20 protein-coding genes are annotated in these 21,565 nt (G+C 63.8%); 17 read left to right on the forward strand and 3 right to left on the reverse strand.

Going from position 1 to position 21,565, the window contains the following annotated elements; genetic code table 11:
• A partial coding sequence (locus ACTHNR_RS09710) for a cation:proton antiporter (protein WP_440547375.1) occupies positions 1-1,244 on the reverse strand: 1,244 nt, incomplete at its 3' end.
• A gap of 274 nt (positions 1,245-1,518) precedes the next feature.
• On the opposite strand from ACTHNR_RS09710, the gene ACTHNR_RS09715 reads away from it, so the two are divergent.
• Positions 1,519-1,875, forward strand: a complete 357-nt coding sequence (locus ACTHNR_RS09715) for a hypothetical protein (protein ID WP_440547376.1) — start codon at positions 1,519-1,521, stop codon at positions 1,873-1,875.
• A gap of 166 nt (positions 1,876-2,041) precedes the next feature.
• On the opposite strand, the gene fabI is transcribed toward ACTHNR_RS09715, so the two are convergent.
• Positions 2,042-2,836 (reverse strand): enoyl-ACP reductase FabI, encoded by a 795-nt coding sequence (fabI, locus tag ACTHNR_RS09720; protein WP_440547377.1) that lies wholly within the window; start codon positions 2,834-2,836, stop codon positions 2,042-2,044.
• 108 nt (positions 2,837-2,944) lie between these two features.
• Between fabI and ACTHNR_RS09725 the strand changes: the two genes are divergently transcribed.
• The 5 genes from ACTHNR_RS09725 (at position 2,945) to ACTHNR_RS09745 (ending at position 9,559) form a co-directional block, all read left to right on the forward strand.
• On the forward strand, positions 2,945-4,852 hold the full coding sequence (locus tag ACTHNR_RS09725; RefSeq protein WP_440547378.1) for an extracellular solute-binding protein: 1,908 nt from the start codon (positions 2,945-2,947) through the stop codon (positions 4,850-4,852).
• Between the two features lie 64 nt (positions 4,853-4,916).
• Positions 4,917-5,963 carry a microcin C ABC transporter permease YejB gene (locus ACTHNR_RS09730; RefSeq protein ID WP_440547379.1) on the forward strand — a complete coding sequence of 349 codons (1,047 nt, stop codon included), beginning with the start codon at positions 4,917-4,919 and terminating at the stop codon, positions 5,961-5,963.
• Between the two features lie 82 nt (positions 5,964-6,045).
• Positions 6,046-7,077: an ABC transporter permease gene (locus ACTHNR_RS09735; RefSeq protein WP_440547395.1), complete on the forward strand. Its 1,032-nt coding sequence runs from the start codon at positions 6,046-6,048 to the stop codon at positions 7,075-7,077.
• Positions 7,074-8,738 (forward strand): ABC transporter ATP-binding protein, encoded by a 1,665-nt coding sequence (locus ACTHNR_RS09740; protein ID WP_440547381.1) that lies wholly within the window; start codon positions 7,074-7,076, stop codon positions 8,736-8,738. Before ACTHNR_RS09735 ends, ACTHNR_RS09740 begins: the two co-directional genes overlap by 4 nt.
• 125 nt (positions 8,739-8,863) lie before the next feature.
• Positions 8,864-9,559, forward strand: coding sequence for a C40 family peptidase (locus ACTHNR_RS09745; protein WP_440547382.1), 696 nt, complete (start codon positions 8,864-8,866; stop codon positions 9,557-9,559).
• A 58-nt stretch (positions 9,560-9,617) separates the two neighbouring features.
• Here the strand turns inward: ACTHNR_RS09745 and ACTHNR_RS09750 are convergent, their stop codons facing one another.
• On the reverse strand, positions 9,618-10,562 hold the full coding sequence (locus ACTHNR_RS09750) for a LysR family transcriptional regulator (RefSeq protein ID WP_440547383.1): 945 nt from the start codon (positions 10,560-10,562) through the stop codon (positions 9,618-9,620).
• Positions 10,563-10,833: 271 nt separating this feature from the next.
• Between ACTHNR_RS09750 and ACTHNR_RS09755 the strand changes: the two genes are divergently transcribed.
• The 11 genes from ACTHNR_RS09755 (at position 10,834) to ACTHNR_RS09805 (ending at position 21,432) form a co-directional block, all read left to right on the forward strand.
• A complete protein-coding gene (locus tag ACTHNR_RS09755; protein ID WP_440547384.1) occupies positions 10,834-11,748 on the forward strand; it encodes a SphA family protein in 915 nt (304 codons plus the stop codon).
• Between the two features lie 117 nt (positions 11,749-11,865).
• Entirely contained in the window at positions 11,866-13,026 is a 1,161-nt protein-coding gene (locus ACTHNR_RS09760) for an alpha/beta hydrolase family protein (protein WP_440547385.1), read from the forward strand.
• A 37-nt stretch (positions 13,027-13,063) separates the two neighbouring features.
• Positions 13,064-14,017 (forward strand): VOC family protein, encoded by a 954-nt coding sequence (locus ACTHNR_RS09765; RefSeq protein ID WP_440547386.1) that lies wholly within the window; start codon positions 13,064-13,066, stop codon positions 14,015-14,017.
• Between the two features lie 3 nt (positions 14,018-14,020).
• Positions 14,021-14,401 (forward strand): Rieske (2Fe-2S) protein, encoded by a 381-nt coding sequence (locus ACTHNR_RS09770; protein ID WP_440547387.1) that lies wholly within the window; start codon positions 14,021-14,023, stop codon positions 14,399-14,401.
• A 92-nt stretch (positions 14,402-14,493) separates the two neighbouring features.
• Positions 14,494-15,624 carry an FAD-dependent oxidoreductase gene (locus ACTHNR_RS09775; protein ID WP_440547388.1) on the forward strand — a complete coding sequence of 377 codons (1,131 nt, stop codon included), beginning with the start codon at positions 14,494-14,496 and terminating at the stop codon, positions 15,622-15,624.
• Positions 15,625-15,639: 15 nt separating this feature from the next.
• Positions 15,640-16,845: an MFS transporter gene (locus ACTHNR_RS09780; RefSeq protein ID WP_440547389.1), complete on the forward strand. Its 1,206-nt coding sequence runs from the start codon at positions 15,640-15,642 to the stop codon at positions 16,843-16,845.
• Positions 16,842-17,657, forward strand: coding sequence for a cyclase family protein (locus ACTHNR_RS09785; RefSeq protein ID WP_440547390.1), 816 nt, complete (start codon positions 16,842-16,844; stop codon positions 17,655-17,657). Before ACTHNR_RS09780 ends, ACTHNR_RS09785 begins: the two co-directional genes overlap by 4 nt.
• On the forward strand, positions 17,654-18,268 hold the full coding sequence (locus ACTHNR_RS09790; protein ID WP_440547391.1) for a cupin domain-containing protein: 615 nt from the start codon (positions 17,654-17,656) through the stop codon (positions 18,266-18,268). Before ACTHNR_RS09785 ends, ACTHNR_RS09790 begins: the two co-directional genes overlap by 4 nt.
• Positions 18,265-19,278: a fumarylacetoacetate hydrolase family protein gene (locus ACTHNR_RS09795; protein WP_440547392.1), complete on the forward strand. Its 1,014-nt coding sequence runs from the start codon at positions 18,265-18,267 to the stop codon at positions 19,276-19,278. The genes ACTHNR_RS09790 and ACTHNR_RS09795 overlap by 4 nt, the downstream gene beginning before the upstream one ends.
• Positions 19,269-20,234 (forward strand): NAD-dependent epimerase/dehydratase family protein, encoded by a 966-nt coding sequence (locus ACTHNR_RS09800; RefSeq protein WP_440547393.1) that lies wholly within the window; start codon positions 19,269-19,271, stop codon positions 20,232-20,234. Before ACTHNR_RS09795 ends, ACTHNR_RS09800 begins: the two co-directional genes overlap by 10 nt.
• Positions 20,235-20,349: 115 nt before the next feature.
• Positions 20,350-21,432 (forward strand): AI-2E family transporter, encoded by a 1,083-nt coding sequence (locus ACTHNR_RS09805; protein WP_440547394.1) that lies wholly within the window; start codon positions 20,350-20,352, stop codon positions 21,430-21,432.
• The last annotated feature ends 133 nt before the right edge of the window (positions 21,433-21,565 follow it).

Below are 21,565 nucleotides of genomic sequence, written 5' to 3' on the forward strand. Positions count from 1 at the left end.
TTGTCGTCCGACAAGCTCAGCAAGCGAATGATCGGCTTCATCGTGAGCCCTTGAATCACGAGCGTGCCGATCACGACGACGAACGCGCATAACACGATGAGGTCGCGGTACGGGAACGGCGAGCCGTCGGGTAGGGTCTGCGGGACGGCGAACGCGGCAGCGAGCGTAACGATGCCTCGCATGCCCGCCCAAGAGACCACGAGGCCGCCGCCCCACGACCGCTTTGCGCGTCTCGCTGGGTCACGGTTCCTGTTTTGGCGGATGGCCTTTGCGCTGTAGCTCATGACCCACAAGAACCGCGTGGCGATGACGACGCCGAGTACGACCAAGGCGACGAGTACCGCTTCGATGCGCGATGCGCCGCTGCCCAAGCGCTCCCAAATCGGGCGCAGTTGCATGCCGATCAACACGAAGGCCAGTGCGTTCAGGACGAAGACGGCTGTCTCCCAAACGGTCAGAATGGACACGCGCATTCGCGCGGGGATGCGCGGCCCGCCGCCACGGGCAATGGTCATGGCGAACGCCACCATCGTCAAAATGCCGGAAAGACCGATTCTTTCAGCGAGGATCCAGACGCCGAACGTGACCGCGAACTGCAAAATCAATGACGTTGGAGCATGCTCCGGCGCGGTGGTGATCGGCCGCAGGACGAACCCCAAAGCAATCCCCGCCGCGACGCTGCCGAACACCGTCAACATGAATACGGGCAAGTAGTCACGCAGCGTCAGATGTCCAGCGGTCACCGCGAGCAACGCCAAACGGTAAACGAACAGCGCGCTGGCATCGTTCAAAAGGCTCTCGCCCTCCAAGATGCTCAGCACGCGGTGCGGCAGTCTCACCTGACGCATGACGGCCGTGGCGGCGGCCGCGTCCGGCGGTGCGACGATGGCGCCAAGGGCGACCGCGACGACCCACGGCATATCCGGCACCAGCCAGTGGCAGACCAGCGTGACGCCTACCACCGTCGTGCCCACGGCCGCGATCACGAGCCCGGCCACGGGGCGCCAATTGGCGCGCAGGTCGCGAGGCGACGCGTCGTAAGCCGCATCGAGCAAGACTGGCGCGACGAACAAGGTCAAGGCGAGCTGCGGGTCCAGCGTCCATCGTGGGGCTTCGGGCAGGAAGGCAATACCGGCGCCGCCGAGCGCGAGCAGCGTGGGGTAGGGGGCGCCGATCCTACGGGCAAGCTCGGCAAGGAACGCTGCCGCGATGAGCAGCACGATGATCCATTCAAAGGTTTCCACGATTCGATTCCGGCAACGGGCGGAAACGAAGTCTAGCGCGGCGGTAGTCGGAGGTTGTGAAGCTGCGCCGATGAGCGATTCGCGCCGTAGCGTGGCTCGCGTAAATCGGGCAGTGCATCCAAATCCGCGACCGTCCGAGGGCGCCAAGAATTTACCGAAAATCACCAGCCGCGCTTGGATGTTCTGCAGCAAGAGTTACAAGTTTGAAATACGCCTATCGAATGCGCCGCGCTATAGTTGCACCCAACCACGCTACATATTCGAAGGTGAAATCATGAAGCCCACTACTCGCATCGTTTCGTTGGCCCTTGGCGCGCTCGCGATCGGCGCATCCACTGCGGCGATGGCGAGAGTCGACATCGGCGTGAACATCGGCATCCCGGCGCCGGTCTATGTCGCCCCCGCGCCCGTCTATGCGCCGCCGCCTCCGCCGCCGGTCGTTTATCAGCCGGCGCCCGTGTATGCCCCGGCGCCCGCGATCATCATCGGCTGGCATGGCGACCGGTACTGGGACGGCGGTCGCTGGTGGGACCGCGACGATTGGTACCGTCATCATGGCGGCTGGGATCACGGCCCCAGAGGGCATGGCCATTGGGACCACGACCGCGGCGAGCATCGCGGCTGGCGTTGAGCCGTTGACGCGCGGCGATCGTCGCGCGCCGGATGAAAAAAACCGCCTCGGCATGCCGCAGGCGGTTTTTTTGATTGACCGGGAGCTAAGCGATTTTAGTGCGGAGTTAAGCGCTCGGGCTGGCGCCGCCGGCACAAGCAGGCAGCGCCGGCGACAACCCGCCTTATTACTCGGCTGCTTCGCCGGCCATTCCGCCGATGACCGAGTTGAAGCCGCTGTCGACGTGCATGATCTCCGCGGTTACGCCGCTTGCGAGATCCGAGAGCAAAAACGCCGCGACGTTGCCGACTTGCTCCACCGTCACATTGCGCTTGAGCGGCGCATTTTGCTCGACGAAGTCGAGAATCTTGCCGAAGCCCTTGATGCCGCTCGCAGCCAAGGTCTTGATCGGGCCCGCCGAAATGCCGTTCACCCGCATGCCCTTCGCGCCGAGCGACCCCGCCATATAGCGCACGCACGCTTCGAGCGCAGCCTTGGCCACGCCCATCGTGTTGTAGTTGGGCACGACCTTCTCGGCGCCGAGGTACGAGAGCGTCAGCAGCGATGCATTGTCCGACAGCAGCGGCAAAGCGGCCTTGGCCAGTGCGGGGAAGCTGTATGCGGAGATATCGTGCGCGATGCGAAAGTTCTCGCGCGTCATGCCGTCGAGAAAATCGCCGGCGATGGCCTCGCGGGGAGCGAAGCCGATCGAATGCACGAGGCCGTCGAGCGTCGGCCAATGCTGCCCCAGCGAGGCGAAGAGCGCTTCGATCTGCGCGTCGTCCGCCACGTCGCACGGAAAGACGAGTTCGCTGCCGAATTCAGCGGCGAATTCGGTGATGCGGTCTTTGAAACGATCGCCCACATACGTGAAGGCGAGTTCCGCGCCTTCGCGTTTGCACGCTTGCGCGATGCCGTAGGCGATCGAGCGGTTAGACAGCAGACCGGTCAGCAAAATGCGTTTTCCAGCGAGAAAGCCCATGAATTCTCCTAACGTTGACGGTGCCGGCGCCGGGCGCGTAGGCGCTGCGCGGCGGTGGCGGGTGCGGTTTGGGTAGAATTCTCTCACATTGCCACTTCCGATCTTCCGATGACGGTGACGACGACGATAGGCCGGCGCCTGCACACGCCGCGATATGCCCGCCATTTTTTCGTATGGCGTCTGCTGCTCGCGTGCTATTTCGTCGGGGCGCTTGCCGCAGCCTCGCCGGCGCATGCGGTCTATGCGATCGCGCAATTCGGCGAGCCGAAGTACGCGGCCGGCTTCAAGCACTTCGATTACGTGAACCCCGATGCCCCCAAGGGCGGCACGCTCGTGCTGGCTAATCCAAATCGGCTCACGAGCTTCGACAAGTTCAATCCGTTCACGATGCGCGGCAATCCCGCGCCGGGCATCGGCATGCTGTTCGAGAGCCTCACGACGGGCAGCTCGGACGAGGTGGCCTCGGCGTATGGTTTGCTCGCCGACGATATTCGCATCGCGCCCGATCGGCTCTCGGTCACGTTCCATTTGAATCCGCACGCGCGCTTCTCGAACGGCGATCCCGTCACGGCCGAGGACGTCAAGTATTCGTTCGATACGCTCAAAAGCCCGAAGGCGGCGCCGCAGTTCGCCGTGTTCTTCGGCGACATCACGCGCGCGGTGGTGGTCGATCCGGCCACGATCCGCTTCGAGTTCCGCCAGCCGAACCGCGAGCTTCCGCTGATCGCGGGCGGCATCCCCATCTTTTCCCGCAAGTGGGGGCTCGAGCCCGACGGCAAGCACGTGCCGTTCGATCAGTTGGCGTTCCAGCAGCCGATCGGCAGCGGGCCGTACGTCATCGATCATTACGACGACGGACATACGATCACGTACCGGCGCAATCCGTCGTATTGGGGCGCCGCGCTGCCCGTGCGCGTGGGCATGAACAATTTCGATCGCATCACGTACAAGCTCTACGCCGACAGCACGGCGCGGCTCGAGGCGTTCAAGGCCGGCGAATACGACGCGCTCGTCGAGTACATCGCGCGCAACTGGGCGCGACGCGACGTGGGCAAGCGGTTCGACAACGGCGAACTCGTCAAGCACGAGTTTCGACAGCACAACGGCGCCGGGATGCAAGGCTTCGTCATGAACCTGCGGCGGCCGCTGTTTCAGGACGTGCGCGTGCGGCAGGCGCTCGATCTCGCGTTCGACTTCCAGTGGCTGAACCGGCAGCTGTTCTTCGGCGGCTACACGCGCTTGAACAGCTACTTCGCCGATAGCCCTCAGCAGGCGAGCGGCATGCCGAGCGCCGGAGAACTGGCGATTCTCGAACCGTTGCGCGCGCAACTCGATCCCGCCGTATTCGGGCCGATGACGGTGCAGCCGAACACCGATCCCCCCGGTTCGCTGCGCGCCAATTTGCTCAAGGCGCGCGCGTTGCTCGCGCAAGCGGGCTGGCACTATCGCGACGGGGCGCTGCGCAATGCGAAGGGCGAGCCGTTCGCCTTCGAAATTCTCGACGATTCCGGCGCGGCGATGGCGCCTGTCGCGAGCGTCTACATCCGCAATTTGAAGAAGCTCGGCATCGAGGCAACGTTTCGCACCGTCGACTTCGCGTTGATCCAAAAGCGCTTCGATACGTTCGACTTCGACATGACGTCGCTGCGCTTTCCCGAAGTTCAGGTGCCCGGCACGGAACAAGTGTCTCGGTTCGGCAGCAAATCGGCCGACGAGCAAGGCTCGGACAATTTGATGGGACTCAAGTCGCCGGCCGTCGATTCGATTTTGCGCACGCTCTTGCACGCGCAGACGCGAGAGCAGCTCGTCGATGCGGCGCGCGCCCTCGATCGGGTGCTCATGCACGGCTACTACGTGGTGCCCCAGTGGTACAGCACGACCCATCGCGTCGCCTACAAGCGAGCGCTTCGCTATCCGGCGACGCTGCCGCTGTACTATTCGGCAAGCGATTGGATCCTTTCGACCTGGTGGATGGCCCCTTCGTCCGCCGGCTCGAACGCGGCCGCCACGCACTGAACGCACCCCTTCGTCGATACGAACTTTCTTTCGATCGCGCATTGCTCATCCACGGGTCACGAAAATGTGGAGCTACGTCCTCAAACGATTGCTGCTGATGATTCCGACGCTCATCGGCGTGTTGACGGTGACGTTCGCCGTCATCCAGTTCGTGCCCGGCGGGCCCGTCGAACAAGCGGCATACGAGTTGCGCAAGGGTTCGGCGCAAGAAGGGCAGGCGCCGCCGTTCGGCCTGCGCGCGCACTCGGGCGTCGATGCGCAGCAGCTCGCCCAGCTCAAGGCGCTGTACGGCTTCGACAAGCCGCCGCTCACGCGTTACTGGCTCATGCTCTCGCGCTTCGCGCGGTTCGATTTGGGCCAGAGCTACTTTCATCATCAGAGCGTGTGGTCGCTCGTCGTGTCGAAACTGCCCGTATCGATCAGCATCGGCTTGTGGACGTTTCTGCTGACGTACCTCATTTCGGTGCCGCTCGGCATCGCCAAAGCGGTGCGAAACGGCTCGCCGTTCGACACGGCGACGAGCCTCGTCGTCCTCGTCGGGTACGCGATTCCAGGCTTCGTGCTCGGCGTGCTGCTGCTCGTGCTGTTCGGCGGCGGTTCGTTCCTGCAGATCTTCCCGCTGCGCGGTTTGGTATCGGATAACTTTTCGCAGCTGAGCGTCGGTGCCAAGATCGTCGATTACCTTTGGCATATCGCGCTGCCTGTCACGGCCTCCGTCGTCGGTAGTTTTGCCGTCGTCACGATGCTGACGAAGAACGCTTTTCTAGACGAGATCAAGAAGCAGTACGTGCTGACGGCGAGAGCGAAGGGCTTGAGCGAAAAGCGCGTGCTCTGGAAGCACGTGTTCCGCAATGCGATGCTGCCGCTGGTGGTCGGGTTTCCCGCGGCGTTCATCGGCGCGTTTTTCACGGGCAGCCTGCTGATCGAAACGCTGTTTTCGCTCGACGGCTTGGGACTGCTCTCGTACGAATCGGTCGTGCGCCGCGATTATCCGGTCGTGCTCGGCACGCTTTACATCTTTACGCTGATCGGGCTGGCCACGAAGCTGCTGTCGGACCTGTGCTACGTGTGGGTCGATCCGCGCATTCAATTCGAACAACTGGAGCGCTGACTTGAGTCAAGTTCGCCCTCGTACCGACTCCGATGCGCAACCGCGCGACGCGCTTGCCAGCGTGCTCGCTTCGCCCACGCCGATGCGACGTATCTGGCGGCGCTTCAAGGCCCAGCGCCTCGGGTATTGGAGCCTCGTGCTATTCGTCGTCGCGTTCGCCGCGAGCCTGGCGGGACCGTTGTGGTCGAACGACACGCCGCTCGTCGTGCGCTACCACGGTCAGCTTTATTTTCCGATCGTGAAGACCTACGCCGAAACGACCTTCGGCGGCGATTTCCCCACGCCGGCCGATTACCTCGATCCGTACGTGCGGCGCCGGCTCGCCATGCCGGGCAATTTCGCGATCTATCCGCCGAATCACTATTACTACGACACGCTCAACTACTTCTCGCGCGAGCCGAATCCCGCGCCGCCGTCGCGCGAGAACTGGCTCGGCACCGATGCGCAGGGGCGCGACGTCTTTGCGCGGTTGCTGTACGGCTTTCGCGTGTCGGTCGAGTTCGCGCTCGTGCTGACGCTCATCGGCAGCGTGATCGGCATCGTCGCGGGGGCGGTGCAAGGCTATTTCGGCGGGCGCATCGACATCGTCGGCCAGCGGCTGATCGAGATATGGAGCGCGTTGCCCGAACTCTATCTGCTCATCATTTTCGCGTCGATCTTCGAGCCCAGTTTCCTTTTGCTCGTCGTTCTGCTGTCGCTGTTCGGCTGGATAGGGCTGTCCGATTACGTGCGGGCCGAGTGTCTGCGAAACCGCACGCAGGATTACGTGCGCGCGGCGCGCGCGATGGGGCTTTCGAACTGGCAGATCATCTGGCGGCACGTCCTGCCCAATAGCATGACGCCCGTCATCACGTTCTTGCCGTTCCGCATGAGCGGGTCGATTCTCGCGCTGACGAGCCTCGATTTCCTCGGGCTCGGCGTACCGGCGCCTACGCCGAGCCTCGGGGAATTGCTTTCGGAAGGGAAGGCCAACCTCGACGCCTGGTGGATTTCGCTGTCGACGTTCGGCGTGCTCGTCGCGACGCTGCTGCTGCTCACCTTCATGGGCGATGCACTGCGCAACGCGCTCGATACACGCATCGCCGACGCCATGCGCGCGGGAGGGAACCAATGAATGCGATTCCGACCGGCGCGGGAAATGGACTCGGCGGGCCCGGCGGGCTCGGTGGGCAAGCGCCGGGCGAACCGCTGCTTGCGGTCGAGCGCCTGCGTGTGGCCTTCGGCGAAACCGTCGCCGTGGACGACGTGTCCTTCTCGATCGAGCAGGGTGAGCGCGTCGCGCTCGTCGGCGAATCGGGCTCGGGCAAAACCGTGACGGCGCTCTCGATCCTGCGGTTGCTGCGCGATGCGCAAGTCGACGGCGCGGTCCGCTTCGCGGGCGAAGATCTGCAGGGCAAGAGCGAGCGCGCCATGCAGGGCCTGCGCGGCTCGCAGATCGCCATGATCTTTCAAGAGCCGATGACGGCGCTCAATCCGCTCTTCACGGTTGGCGAGCAGATTGCCGAGACCATCGTCGCGCACGAAGGCGTGTCGCCGCAGCAAGGCCGCTTGCGCGCCGTCGAATTGCTTGCGCGCACAGGCGTGACCGAGCCGCATAAACGCGTGCTCAGCTATCCGCATCAGCTCTCCGGCGGACAACGCCAACGCGCGATGATCGCGATGGCGCTCGCCTGTCGGCCGCGCCTTTTGCTGGCCGATGAGCCGACCACCGCACTCGATGTCACGATTCGCGCGCAGATCGTCGATTTGCTGCTCGACATTCAGCGGGAGGAGGCGCAAAAGCGCGGCATGGCGGTGCTGTTGATCACGCACGATCTCAACCTCGTGCGCCGGTTCGCGCAGCGCGTCGCCGTGATGGAGCACGGCAAGCTCGTCGAGAACGGCCCCGTGGAACGCATCTTCGAGGCGCCGGAGCATCCGTACACGCGGCGATTGATCGCGAGCCGGCCGCAGCGGCACGTGGCGCCGGTGTTGCCGATCTCGCCGGTGGTTCTCGATGCCCGCGACGTGTCCGTTTCGTTCCCGACAAAGCTGCCGGGGCTTCGCGGGTGGTTCCGCTCCGGACGCTTCGAGGCCGTGGCCGGCGCGACGCTCACCGTGCGGCAGGGCGAAACGCTCGGCGTGGTGGGCGAATCGGGTTCGGGCAAGTCGACGCTGGCGATGGCGCTGCTCGGGCTGCAGCGGACGGCGCACGGGTCGATCGAATTCCAAGGGCGGCCGCTGTCGAGCTATCGGGGGCGCGAGCAGACGCTGTTGCGCTCGAACATGCAAGTCGTGTTTCAAGACCCATTCAGTTCGCTGTCGCCGCGCCACACGATCGAGCGCATCGTGGGGGAGGGCTTGGCGTTGCACCGGCCGCAGCTTACCGAGTCGGCGCGCCGCGAGAAGGTCATCGCGGTGCTTCGAGAAGTGGGGATCGACCGGACGGCGCTCGCCCGCTACCCGCACGAGTTCTCCGGCGGCCAGCGTCAACGGATCGCCATCGCCCGGGCGCTCGTGCTCGAGCCGCGCCTGCTCGTCCTCGATGAGCCGACGAGCGCGCTCGACGTGTCGATTCAGCAGCAGGTGTTGACCCTATTAACGACGCTTCAGAACAAATACAACCTGGGGTTCGTATTCATCAGCCATGACCTCGCCGTCATCGGCGCGATGGCGCATCGGGTGGCCGTGATGCAAGACGGAGCCATCGTCGAAACGGGGGAGGTAGAAAGAATTTTCTCCAATCCGGCCCATCCGTATACGCGAAAACTCCTGAAGGCGAGCCTGCAAGAGTGAAACACGGCAATTGAGACGCTACCCCGATTGTTTTTATTAATTTGTTTTGACATTCGGTAACATCGTGGCTAGTATCGTCCAAACTTTTCGCAATTCACTGATTCTTAAGCAAAACCTACCGACCAATGCAGCACCGATATTTTGCCCAGGCTTGTACGCGCGTCGTCGCCGGGATGTTCATTGGCGTGTTGATGACGGCAACAGCCGGCGCGTTCGCAGAAGAAACAAACAGTTCACAGCAGATCGCTTCACCCGTTCCGGCTCAGATGCAGTCGGACGTGTCGTCCTCTTCTCTCGCTTCCTCGCAATCGTCCACCGAAACGACCACCGGCGGTCGCGCTAAGGCGTTTCTGTCCGGCATGGCAGGCAAGGCCGGCGACGTCGTCGTCGGCGCCCTGAACATGATCGGCGTGCGCTATCGCTGGGGCGGCAGCTCGCCCGATTCGGGGCTCGATTGCAGCGGCTTCGTGCGCTACGTGTTCCAAGACACGCTCGGCATGGCGCTGCCGCGTCGTGCCGAGGAGATGAGCCGCGTGGGAGAAAAGGTCCGCATGGCCGACTTGAAACCGGGTGATCTGGTTTTCTTCAACACGATGCGCCGCACGTTCTCTCACGTCGGGATCTACATCGGCGGCAACAAGTTCGTGCATTCGCCCTCGACGGGCAGCACGATCCGCGTCGACGATCTGGACGACGGCTACTGGGAAAAGCGTTTCACGGGCGCTCGCCGCATCGAAACGCAGTTTCAGTCGAAGGGCGATGACCTGCGCCAGCGCGTGAGCGCGGCGTTCGGCGATTCCGGCAACGTGAGCGGCAACTAAGCCGACACGGCTTTCGATGTCTTGCCCCGGGGCTTGCGGCGCCCGGGGATCCTCCTGCTTATCTATCGCGGCCGCGTCCACAAGCGCATTGCCGCGCTTTATCCATCTCTGCAACGGCCTCTTTCAACAGCGCTCGCAACCACGTGAGCCCTGGGTCCGACGTGCGATGCTTGTGCCATTGCATCGACTGCTCCATCGTAGGAACGGCGGTCGGCACGTCGCGTAACACGATCGGCAGACCGCGCGCGGCCTCTTCGGCGAGCCGCCGATGCATCGTGGCGATTCGGTCCGTACCCACCACCAGATAGGCCGGCGATACGAAGCTGTAGGTGCTAGCTTCCACGCGTCTGACGACGCCGAGCCGCTGCATGAACCAATCTTCGATTGCCGATTGCCCATCGCCGACTTGCACGACGACATGGCCGGCCGCCATATAGCGCTCGCTCGTTATCTCTCCCCTCGCAAGCGGGCTCTGATCCCACACGACACAGCAAAACGTCTCTTCGAGCAGCAAGTCGGCCGGATGTTCAGTCGAGCGGTATTCCTTCGGGATGATCAACAGGTCGGCTTCGCCGCGCTCCAGCACGCGGTGGGGATAGGCGACGAGCGGGCGCAGATCGAAGCGGATGCCGGGCGCCTGCTCATAGGCGCGCTTGAACAGATGCGGCATCAGCGTCGTCATCGTGTAGTCCGATACGAGCAGGCGGAACAGGCGGTGCGCCTGGGACGGCACGAATTCCGGCTGGGCCGCCACTGTCGCGTCCACGCGCACGAGGATGTCGCGCACGGGGTCGCGGAGCGCCTCGGCGCGCGGCGTCGGTTCCATCTTACGGCCGACCTGCACAAGCAGTTCGTCGTCGAAGTATTCGCGCAGCCGCGCCAGCGCGTTGCTCATCGCAGACTGGCTCAGATGGATCTTTTCGGCAGCCCGGCTGATGTTCTGTTCGCTCAAGAGCGCATCGAGCGCCACGAGCAAGTTGAGGTCGAGCTTGTTGAACCGCATGCGTGCTGTCTCCGCTCACGCGTATCAGGGTTTAGCCTGAAAGTATTGGCGCCATCGATATCGGCAATGGATCGAATCCATTTTTAGGATAGCTCGGCCTATCTTAACCTAGGCCTCATCTCGAAGCGACATGACATAGCGCATCGCATCGGGAGGCCAGCGTCAGGGCACTTTTGGATCGGACGTACCGTGGTCCGCCGTCCGTGAGCGCCACGCTTTCACTATTAAAGAGACGCCAGGCGGCGCAAGCGCCCCTAGGTGAGGAGACAGCATGTCCAAGAAACTGATCGCGGCCGTCTTCGGCTGCACGATGTTGGCCGCCGGTTCGATGAACGAAGCGCAAGCATTCGAGGGCGGGGTTTCTCCCTATCCCGCGGGCGCCGTAGGCACGAACATCGCCAACCTGCCGCCCATCCCTGGCCTGTTTGCGCTGGAGCAATTCAACTACACGTTCGCGAACGGCCTCTACGGCAACGACGGCAAGAAGCTGCCGATTCCATTCAGTCTGTCGGCTTACTCGGAAACGACACGCCTCTTGGTTTCGTATCCGTTTCACCTGCTCGGCGCGAACGTGTATACGCAGTTGGTGATTCCCGTGGTGTCGCTGCATACGAGCGTGTTCGGACAGTCGAGCACGCAGAACGGCCTCTCCAATATCACGGTGACGCCGGCGCTGCTGGAATGGCATCTCACCCAGAACCTGGCGATTGCGTCGGGCCTCGACTTCGCGTTCGAGACGGGCTCCTACAGCCCGGTCAAGTCGAGCGTCGCCGTGGGCTACACCTCGATCCAACCGGTGGTTTCGGTGCGCTACAACGTGCCCAACGGCATCGACGTCGCCGTCGCGAACCGCCTGCTGCTCAACTCGAAGAACGGCGCGACGAACTACAGATCAGGTGACGGCTACGTCGCCGAGTTCAGCGCCGGCTGGAACTTTGGCCCATGGAAGCTCGGTGTGGTCGGCGCCTATCTGAATCAGTTCAGCGACGACAAGGCGAACGGCGTGAGCGTGGGCAATCGTATGAAAACGTTCGGCATCGGCCCGTCGGTGGTCTACGACGCTCGAAGCTGGAACGTCAATGTCAACTATCAGCAAGGCCTCTATGCGGCGAACACGGCGAAGAGCAGCAGCGTTTGGCTGAACATCGCCATCCCGCTGTGGCCGGGCTTCGGGCGCAAAGGCTGAGCGGCGGCGAGACCTGCATGCGCGCAAGCGAAAGAGGATGCGGATGCGCAAGCCAACGCACCGCTGTGAGGTCGAGATCTGGCCACCTGCAATTTCAACCAAGGCAAGCAATAAGCCATGTTCCGTTACTTTCCTACCAATTACGTCTGGGACCTGTCGGTCAATCTCGCTATCGAAATGGGCGCGCGCATGGGCGAGATCGAGGCCATGTGCGCGCCGCTGCAGGAAGCGGCCAAGCAGCCCGATGCGGACGGCACGCGCGCCTTTCGAGAGGCATGGGTCGCGACGGCCGATCGTCTCTGCGATCTCGCGCGTGAAGACGAAACGCAAGGCCGGCTGCTGTCGGCGGGTGAAAAATATAAGCGGGCCTCCATCTATCTGATCACGGCCGAGCGCATGCTCGCCCACGACGCGCCAGGCCGCATCGACTTGTACCGGCGTTCGCTCGATACCTTCGATAAAGGCGTCGCGCTAAAAGGCGACGCCTGCGAACGCGTTTCGATTCCCTACGGCGACAAGCATCTGTCCGGCCTCCTCGTGAAAGCGCAGCATGCCGGCGCGCGCAGTCCGTTGCTCGTGCAGGTGAACGGGCTCGATTCGACCAAGGAGATGAAGTACTTCGTGGGCCTGCCGGCCTGGCTCGCGCAGCGCGGGGTGTCCTCGCTGATCGTCGATCAGCCGGGCACCGGCGAGGCGCTTCGCCTACAGGGCCTGCACGCCGTGTACAACTCGGAAGTCTGGGCAAGCCGTATCGTCGACTGGCTCGAAGGCCGCGACGATGTCGACGCGAAGCGGATCGGCATGGAGGGCGTCTCGTTGGGCGGCTACTACTGTCCGCGTGCGGTTGCCTTCGAGCCGCGCTTCGCATGCGGCGTGGTGTGGGGCGCCAATCACGACTGGCGCGACGTCCAGAAAAAGCGCCTACAGCGCGAAGGCAACTTCCCCGTGCCGCACTACTGGAAGCACGTCTGCTGGGTCTGGGGTGCAAAGGACATCGACGACTTCATGCGGATCGCCGAAGACGTGCATCTCGACGGCGTGCTCGATCGCATCGAGGTGCCGTTTCTCGTCACGCACGGCTCGAAGGATTCGCAGATACCGGTTGCCTGGGCGCATCGCACCTACGAGCAGCTCGTGAACAGCCCGAAGCGAGCGCTGAAGATTTTCACCGAGCGCGAGGGCGGCGTGCAGCACTCGAGTTTCGACAACTCGATCAACGCGGGGCACTTCATCGCCGATTGGGTCGCCGAGACGTTCGGCGGCCGCACCGCGCTGTGACCCACCGATCTTTTCAAACCGAGACCAGACCTATTTCATGAACATTATTGGACCCGATACGCTCGTCTTCGGCGTGGATGACGTCGCTGGCTGCAGCCAGTATCTGATCGACTACGGCCTGCTTCCGGTTCGCCAGGACGATAAAGGAGGCCGTTTCGAGGCGCTTGACGGAACGGGTATCGAAATCGCGCATCGCGACGATCGTAATTTGCCGCCCGGGCTCGGGACGGCGAGTATGTTGCGCAAGACGGTTTACGGTGTTGCCGATGCCGCCACGCTAGATGCGATCGTGAGCGACCTGCACCGCGATCGAGACGTGCGCAAGCTCGCCGATGGATCGGTCGAATCGATCGACGACATGGGCTTCGCGATCGGCTTCCAAGTAACCACGCGCCGTGCGCTGTCCCTGCCGGCCGAACCGGTGAATGCGCCGGGCGCTCCGGCGCAACGTGCGCCGAACGTCGTAGCCGTGAAAGACGATGCAGTGCTCACGCCGCGCACGCTGTCGCACGTCGTCTACTTCGTGCCCGACGCGGCCAAGGCGGAGGCGTTTTACGTCGAACGTCTCGGCTTTCGCTGCACGGATCGCTTCACGGGCGTTGGCCCGTTCCTGCAGCCGGCCGGCACGCTGGACCATCACACGCTGTTCATGATTCAGACGCCGCCGTTCATGAAGGGCTGCGAGCACTTCACGTTCCATATGGGCGGGCCGACCGAAGTGCTGCAAGCGGGGACGCGCTTCGTCGATAAGGGCTACCAGTCGTTCTGGGGACCGGGACGTCACCGCTTCGGCTCGAACTGGTTTTGGTACTTCAACAGCCCGCTCGGGTGCCATGTCGAGTACGACGCCGACATGGACCTGCATGACGCCGAGTGGGCCGCGCGCGAGGCGCCGATGAGCGCCGATGCGTCGCAGCTGTTCCTCTTCCAGCACCGTGAAAAGTGGGCGCCGGGCGGTCCGCCGCCCGCCGCCGCCAAGGCCGATCGATAGCCCATGGCCGATAGCGGACCCCAGATGCCCGTGTCAAAGCGATTCCCTTCGATTCGCCTTGCGAACGTCGACGATCTGACCGATCCCGGGGCGCTAGGCTTCGATCCCGACGCAGCGGGGCACGACACACTGTTTATCGTGCGTCGCGGCGCCCAGCTTTACGCGTATCGCGACGCATGCCCGCATTTCGGCGATACGCCGATGGCCTGGCGCAAGAACGCTTATCTGAACGGCGACGGCACGCGCATCGTGTGTCACGCGCACGGCGCGCAGTTCGACATTGCGAGCGGCGAGTGCTTGCTCGGGCCGTGCCTCGGTCAGCGTCTCGAGCCCGTCGAAATCGAAGTGACGAGCGATGGCGACATCGTACTGATGTCGGGATGAGTCGACGTGAATCAACGTGAATCAACGTGACTCGGAACGAGCATTAAACACCCACACCAGAACCAGAACCGGATGCAAGAAGGAGACACCCAATGACCGTCCCGATTCAACACGTCCTCGTCATCGGCGGAGGCTTCTCCGGCATGGCGACGGCGATTCAGTGCGCGAAGCTCGGCCTCGCGGTCGATCTAGTCGAGATCGATCAAGGCTGGCGCTCTTATGGCGCGGGCATCAGCATCGGCGGCCCGACGCTGCGTGCGCTGCGCTCGATCGGCGTGCTCGACGCATTCCTCGAGCGTGGCTACGGGGGCGACGGCGTTAACCTGTTCACCGCGGGCGGCCACCCGGTCGGGACGCTGCCCACGCCGCGCGTGGCCGGCGACGATGTGCCGGGAGGCGGCGCGATCATGCGCCCGGTGCTGGCGGACATTCTCGCCAAGGCAACGCGGGCAGCCGGTGTGCACGTGCGGCTCGGCTGCACGTTTTCTCGGATCGAGCAGCGCGACGGCGAAGTGAGGGTGGCTTTCACGGACGGCACGCAAGGCAGCTACGAGCTCGTCGTCGGGGCGGATGGCCTTTATTCGAAGGTGCGCGAAGCCGTGTTCCCCGACGCGCCGAAGCCGCGCTACACCGGTCAAGGCGTGTGGCGCGCCGTGGTGCCGCGGCCGGCGGACATCGTCTGCGCGACGATGTGGCTGGGGCCGAAGGTGAAGGCCGGAGTCAACCCGGTTTCTCAAGAAGAGATGTATCTCTTCGTCACCGAGGATAGGCCGACGAACGAGCACATCGATCCCTCGGCTTGGCCGCGCATGCTGTCGGATTTACTGGCGCCGTTCGACGTACCGCTGCTCCAATCCGTGCGTGCGCAGCTCGGGCCGCAATCGCAGTGCAACTATCGCCCGCTCGAAAGCCTGCTGCTGCCGCAGCCGTGGTTCAACTCGCGCGTGGTGCTGGTCGGCGATGCCGTGCACGCGACCACGCCGCATATGGCGGCGGGCGCAGGCATCGGCCTGGAGGATGCGATAGTCCTCGCCGAGGAGCTGGGGCGTAGCGCGACGGTGGAGGGCGCGCTGCAAGCGTTCCAGACGCGTCGCTGGGAACGGTGCCGCATGGTCGTGGAGAACTCGGGGCGCCTCGGCGACATCGAGATCGCGGGCGGCGACAAAGCGGAACACACCCGCATCATGCGCGAGACGCACATGCGTCTCGCACAACCTATCTGACCGCGCGGAGGCACGATGGAAACGAATATTTCTCCCACGATCCCGGCGCAGTCCGATTCGGCGGTCGGCGCGGGCGCTGCTCGACCGCTTGGCGCGCTCGGCACCGGCGCCTTGTTGGTCGCGCATTGCGCGGGCATGGTCGATCTGGTTGCTTTGCCGGTTTGGGTCGGCACGTTGATCGGTTCATATCGGCTCGACCCGCAGCAAGCAGGCTTGCTCGCCACGCTGTTTCTCGGCGGCGCGGTGTTCAGCAGTCTGTTCTTTTCGCCGCGCTTGAATCGTCTGCCGGCGCGCCTGATGGCGACGATCGGCTTCGGGGGAGCGACGCTGGCGTTTTTCGGTGTCGCATCGATCGACGGCTATCCGGCGATGGCCATGCTGCACGCGGTGGCGGGGCTGGCTGTCGGATGCGGCCTGAGTTTCACGCACGGCACCATTGGCCGCAGCCGCAATCCGCACCGCCTGTTCGCCTTCGCGGGCCTCGCGCTGGGCCTCTTCGCCATCGTGTTTTTCGGTGCGGTCCCGAAATTGATCGCGGCGCACTCGGGCCCGATGCTGTTTCGCGTCTTCACAGGGGTCATGGGTGCGGCTACGGTGGCTTGCGGGATCGCCTTTCCGTCGCTTCGCGCGCCGCACCGCTCGGCGCAGACCGACGAGCCCCGCTTCGAGCGCGCCGTGTGGTTCGGCATGGTCGGCGTCGGCTGCATGGGGCTGACCCAGGCGATGCTGTTCAGCTTCGTCCAGCGCATCGGCCTCGACCGTGGTTTTGCCTTCGATGCCGTGACGGCGACATTGGTCGCCTGCGGCTTCGTCAATCTGTTTCCCGCGCCCATCGCCGGTCTGCTCGAAACGCGGATCACGCCGCGTAGGGTGCTTCAGATGGGGCCCATTGTGCAGGCCGCGATCGCATTGATCATCACGCAAAGCGCCACGTTCGCGCCGTATGCGGCTGCGACCTCGGTCTTCGCCGCGGTCATGATCTTCGCCCACACGTTCGCGTTCGGGACGCTGGCCCGCATCGACCACACGGGCCGCGCCGTTGCCGCGACACCGGCGATGCTGATGGTGGGCGCCGCGATCGGTCCGGTACTTGGCGGCACGCTCGTCAAGTACTCGGGCTACGGCAGTCTCGGAATCGCAGCGGTCCTCATCACTGTCGCGGCCGTGTTCTGCTTCTCGCGCCTCGTACGCCGCCCCGTTTTGCGAGGAGTCCAAGCTTGAAACCCCTTCGCCGATTCGTCGATCTCTCGATCTATCTCGAGAACGATGTCCTTTCCGATCCGCCGCCGCTCGCACCGAAGATCACTTACCAAAAGCACGGCGACACGCTGCCCGAATTCATGGCCATGTTGCCGGGCACGAAGCCTGAAGACTATCCCGACGGCGAGGCGGCCGCCGCGGAGTGGGTCACGCTGACGACCCATAGCGGCACGCACCTCGACGCGCCCTGGCATTTCCATTCGACGATGGATGCGAGCCTGGGCGAGGCCCGGCCTTCCATCACGATCGATCAGGTCCCGCTCGAATGGTGCTTTCAGCCGGGGGTGAAGCTCGATTTTCGGCATTTTCCGGACGGTTACGTCGTCACGGCCGCCGATGTCGAAGCCGAGTTGGGGCGCATCGGTTATACGTTGCAACCGCTCGATATCGTCGTCGTAAACACGCGGGCCGGTTCGCGTTATGGGCACGGCGACTATGTCAATGCGGGCTGCGGCATGGGGTACGAGGCGACGATGTATCTGCTGGAGCGCGGCGTTCGTCTGACGGGCACCGATGCCTGGAGTTGGGACGCGCCGTTCTCGTACACCGCGAAGAAGATTGCGCAGACAGGCGATACGTCGCTGATCTGGGAAGGGCACAAGGCAGGGCGCGACATCGGCTATTGCCATTTGGAGAAGCTGCACAACCTCGAAGCATTGCCGCCGATAGGCTTCATGGTCAGTTGTTTCCCTCACAAGATTCGGGGCGCCTCGGCGGGATGGACCCGCGCGGTGGCGATTTTCGACGCTAACGACACGGGGGCAGCAGCATGAGCTTTCCGGCGATACGTCGAGTGGTGACCGGTCACGACGCGGATGGCCGCGCGGTTCTCGCATGCGATGGGCCGCTGCCTACCGTGGTGGAGATCGCCGCGATTCCGGGTACGCTCTTTCATGAAGTGTGGAGTACGTCGGAGACGCCGGCGGCCGTAAGCAACGGTCCGGATCCGACGACGGGTGGGCTGATGTTGCCGCCGCCGAAGCACGGTACGCGAATGCGCTTCGTCGATATTCCGCCGGACACGCCGGAATTGCTCGCACATGGCGCGACGAAGATGCGCGCTGCGTTCAGTCAGATCGGCGACGCCGATGCGTCCACCGTCACGCCCGATTCGCCGCATCCGCTGATGCATCGCACGGAGTCGATCGACTACGGCGTGGTGATCGAAGGCGAAATGACATTGATTCTCGACGATGCAGAAGTTGCGCTGGCGCCGGGCAGCGTAGTGATTCAGCGTGGCACGAACCACGCCTGGGCCAATCGTTCCGGCCGCCCGTGCCGAATGCTGTTCGTCCTGATCGACGGCACGTACGATCCTGCGATCGCCGCAGCCCTCGCGGCGAACATCCAGCCTGCGCAGCATACACAGGGAGCCGCACGATGAAATTCGCCACGCTGCCCGATAGCGGCGCGCAAGGCCGCTTGATGCTCGTGTCGCGCGATCTGCGGCATGCCGTCCCGGCATCGCCGATCGCCGCCACCCTGCTCGATGCGCTCGAACGATGGGACGAAGTCGCCCCCAGCCTGCAGGCGCGGTACGACGCACTGAACGCCGGCTGCATGCCCGACGCTCTGCCGTTCGACCCATCGGCGTGCGCCGCGCCGTTGCCGCGCAGCCCGCAGTGGTGCGACGCTTCCGCGTTTCTCAATCACGGCCGCTTGATGGAGCAGGCGTTCAATACGCCGCCGATTCCCGAGTTCGATACGGTGCCTGTCATGTATCAAGGCGCGAGCGACGATTTCCTCGGCCCGGCCAGCGATGTGCCCATGCCCGATGAGGCCGACGGCATCGACTTCGAAGGCGAGTTCGGCGTGATCGTCGCGTCCGTGCCGATGGGCGCGTCGGCATCCGACGCGATGCGACGGATCCGGTTGATCGTGCAATTGAACGACTGGAGCCTGCGCGCGTTCGGCCCGCGCGAGATGAAGACGGGCTTTGGGTTCCTGCAAGCCAAGCCTTCCACGAGTTTTGCCGCGGTTGCCGTTACGCCCGACGAACTCGGCGAGCACTGGCGCGATGGCCGTGTTCATTTGACGCTCAATGTCGAATGGAACGATCGCTGGTTCGGTCATCCGCATGGCCGCGAGATGAACTTCGGCTTCGGTGAGCTCATCGCTCATGCTGCACGCACGCGCAGGCTTTCGGCGGGGACGATCGTCGGATCCGGAACGGTGTCCAACGTCGGTCGCGATGCGGGATCCGCATGCATTGCCGAGCGCCGTGTCATCGAGATGATCGACGAGGGCGGGGCACGCACGGGGTTTATGCGCTTCGGCGATCGAGTCAGGATGACGGCCCGCGACGATTCGGGGCAAGCACCGTTTGGCGCGATCGATCAACGGGTGGTGCGCGCACCGTCTCCAGGCGTGCAGGAGCCTCGGCCATGCGAGTGATGGTGACCGGCGCTAGCGGATTCGTCGGCACTGCACTTGTCGCGCGATTATTGCGCGAGGGTATCGCCGACGCTGGCGACGTGTCGGAGCTACTCCTGGTCGACAGGACGTTCGGTGGCCGGCCCTCCGACGGGATGCACGGTCAGGTACGCATCACCGAACTTGCCGGCGATTTCGGTCGCCCGGAAATGCTCGAGCCAGTTTTATCGAAAGCCGTCGACGTCGTCTTTCACCTGGCCAGTCTGCCCGGCGCGCAGGCGGAAGCCGAACCCGCCGAAGGCGATCGAGTGAATCTGCGGGGTACGCTGGCGCTGTTCGAGCGCCTGGCTGAGCAAATGACGAGGCATGGGTGTGCCGCGCGCGTTGTCTTCGCGAGCAGCGTTGCCGTGTACGGGGATTCATTGCCGGCGGCGATGGACGAGCACACCGCGGCACGGCCGACGATCAGTTACGGCACGCACAAGTTGATCGGCGAACTGGTTCTTGCGGACTGGACGCGGCGCGGCAAGCTGGATGGGCGTTCGTTGCGCCTGCCGGGAATCGTCGCGCGCCCGCAACTGTCTTCGGGCCATGGCTCGGCCTTCATGAGTCAGATTTTCCGTATGGCGCAGCAACGTCGAGCCTATACATGCCCCGTCTCCCCGTCGGCGACCGCATGGTGGATGTCGCGCGGATGCTGCATCGATAATCTGCTGCACGCCGCACGCTTGTCTCAAGAAGGCTTGCATGCGAGCCGAGTCTGGACGCCGCCGGTTCTGCATCTGTCGGTCGAAGCGATCGTCGATGCGCTGGTCCGGCGCTTCGGTTCGTTCACGATCGACTACGCGCCGGTCGATTGGATCGAGCGGGTCTTCGGCCGGCAACCGCCTTTGGTCGACCACCGCGCGATAGCAGCCGGATTTCGGCATGACGGGACGATCGACGCGTTGGTCGAGAACGCGCTGGAGCTCGAGTAGGGTCAGCGGCAGCATCGATCCGGGCAGGCGCGCAGAGCAGTTCCCAGGCGGCCTGTTGAAGGCAGGGCTCTCGCGCTCGCGGTATGATCGCAGCGATTGAAAAGCGCTTCCGACAATGGCCAATTCAACTACACCGTCCGCGGTGGCAACAACCGTCACGGGCGTTGCTGCCGGCATGGCGCTTGTGCACTATCTCCAACCCGTGCTGGTCCCGTTCTTTCTCGCGGCATTGCTGCGAATATGGGGCGATGCGATCGTCACGTCGACTTCGCGCATGCTGCCCAAGGCGCCGCTATGGGTGGTGCGGGTGGGGATCGGCGCGCTCATGGGCGCGTTCATCGTGGTGATCTGTTATGTCCTCGCGGAAGGCGTGGGCTCGGTGATTCGTCAAGTGCCCGTCATCGTTTCGCGGCTCGATAGCGAGTCGCTGCGAATCGCACACGCGACCGGCATGAGGGGTGCGAAATTTTTCAGCAGGGCCATCAGCCACATCGACTCGTCGGGCCTTGTCCAGTGGTTGGCTTCGAGCATCAATGAGCCGATGGAGATCATCTCGTTGACCCTGCTGATCGCGATTTTCATGCTGGCGGTGCCCAACGCCGAGGACAATCCGAAAATCGAGATTCTCGCGCGCCATGCGGCGCGAGCGGCGAGGCAGCGAGCGATCATCGTTCACATTACAAGCAGCATCCAAAGCTATATGAACGTGCAGTTCGCGATCAATGGAACGATCGGAATCGCCGTTGCCGGCGCATGCTACTCCTTCGGCGTGAAAGGCACGGCGTTCTGGGGCGCGACGGCCTTCATCCTTGCGTTCATTCCTGTCGTCGGACCGCTGATCGCCAGCGCGTTGCCCGCGCTTTCCGCATTCGCGCAGTTTTCCGCGGCGTGGCACGGCATCGCGGTATTCGTGTCCATCGAAGCGATTTTCATCGTGGCCCACAACTTCATCCTGCCTAGGCTGCAGGCTAAAGGTCAGAACATCGATCCGATCGCAGGGCTGCTTGCGCTGGGTATTTGGACGCTGCTGTGGGGCGTTTGGGGTGCGCTGCTCGCGACCCCGCTCACCATGTTGATCATGATCACCACCGCGCAATTCGAGAGCAGCCGATGGTTCGCCGCGATCTTGTCGCATGACGGGCGGCCGGAGGCGGGGATCGATGCGTTTAGCGATAACGGCGCGGATATGGATGTCTAGTCGACATCCGAACCTATTCGATCGCTCGGTGCGGCCAGAGCGCGGGACGATGTGCGCCGTACCGCCGCCGAGAAAGAACCTGCTGTAGTCGTTTACCCGGCGCGCGCCCTTCGGGCCTGGCAATCTTTTTCAT

The organism is Trinickia sp., from assembly GCF_051954495.1.
Classification (GTDB): domain Bacteria; phylum Pseudomonadota; class Gammaproteobacteria; order Burkholderiales; family Burkholderiaceae; genus Trinickia.

Excerpts from the sequence above, each read along its gene's own strand:
- ACTHNR_RS09725 (WP_440547378.1), top strand. The coding sequence starts at position 2,945 with ATGACGGTGACGACGACGATAGGCCGGCGCCTGCACACGCCGCGATAT.
- ACTHNR_RS09795 (WP_440547392.1), top strand. The coding sequence starts at position 18,265 with ATGAAATTCGCCACGCTGCCCGATAGCGGCGCGCAAGGCCGCTTGATG.
- ACTHNR_RS09805 (WP_440547394.1), top strand. The coding sequence starts at position 20,350 with ATGGCCAATTCAACTACACCGTCCGCGGTGGCAACAACCGTCACGGGC.
- ACTHNR_RS09760 (WP_440547385.1), top strand. The coding sequence starts at position 11,866 with ATGTTCCGTTACTTTCCTACCAATTACGTCTGGGACCTGTCGGTCAAT.
- ACTHNR_RS09780 (WP_440547389.1), top strand. The coding sequence starts at position 15,640 with ATGGAAACGAATATTTCTCCCACGATCCCGGCGCAGTCCGATTCGGCG.
- ACTHNR_RS09775 (WP_440547388.1), top strand. The coding sequence starts at position 14,494 with ATGACCGTCCCGATTCAACACGTCCTCGTCATCGGCGGAGGCTTCTCC.
- ACTHNR_RS09715 (WP_440547376.1), top strand. The coding sequence starts at position 1,519 with ATGAAGCCCACTACTCGCATCGTTTCGTTGGCCCTTGGCGCGCTCGCG.
- ACTHNR_RS09745 (WP_440547382.1), top strand. The coding sequence starts at position 8,864 with ATGCAGCACCGATATTTTGCCCAGGCTTGTACGCGCGTCGTCGCCGGG.
- ACTHNR_RS09790 (WP_440547391.1), top strand. The coding sequence starts at position 17,654 with ATGAGCTTTCCGGCGATACGTCGAGTGGTGACCGGTCACGACGCGGAT.
- ACTHNR_RS09750 (WP_440547383.1), bottom strand. The coding sequence starts at position 10,562 with ATGCGGTTCAACAAGCTCGACCTCAACTTGCTCGTGGCGCTCGATGCG.
- fabI (WP_440547377.1), bottom strand. The coding sequence starts at position 2,836 with ATGGGCTTTCTCGCTGGAAAACGCATTTTGCTGACCGGTCTGCTGTCT.
- ACTHNR_RS09755 (WP_440547384.1), top strand. The coding sequence starts at position 10,834 with ATGTCCAAGAAACTGATCGCGGCCGTCTTCGGCTGCACGATGTTGGCC.
- ACTHNR_RS09800 (WP_440547393.1), top strand. The coding sequence starts at position 19,269 with ATGCGAGTGATGGTGACCGGCGCTAGCGGATTCGTCGGCACTGCACTT.
- ACTHNR_RS09765 (WP_440547386.1), top strand. The coding sequence starts at position 13,064 with ATGAACATTATTGGACCCGATACGCTCGTCTTCGGCGTGGATGACGTC.
- ACTHNR_RS09740 (WP_440547381.1), top strand. The coding sequence starts at position 7,074 with ATGAATGCGATTCCGACCGGCGCGGGAAATGGACTCGGCGGGCCCGGC.
- ACTHNR_RS09770 (WP_440547387.1), top strand. The coding sequence starts at position 14,021 with ATGGCCGATAGCGGACCCCAGATGCCCGTGTCAAAGCGATTCCCTTCG.
- ACTHNR_RS09730 (WP_440547379.1), top strand. The coding sequence starts at position 4,917 with ATGTGGAGCTACGTCCTCAAACGATTGCTGCTGATGATTCCGACGCTC.
- ACTHNR_RS09735 (WP_440547395.1), top strand. The coding sequence starts at position 6,046 with ATGCGACGTATCTGGCGGCGCTTCAAGGCCCAGCGCCTCGGGTATTGG.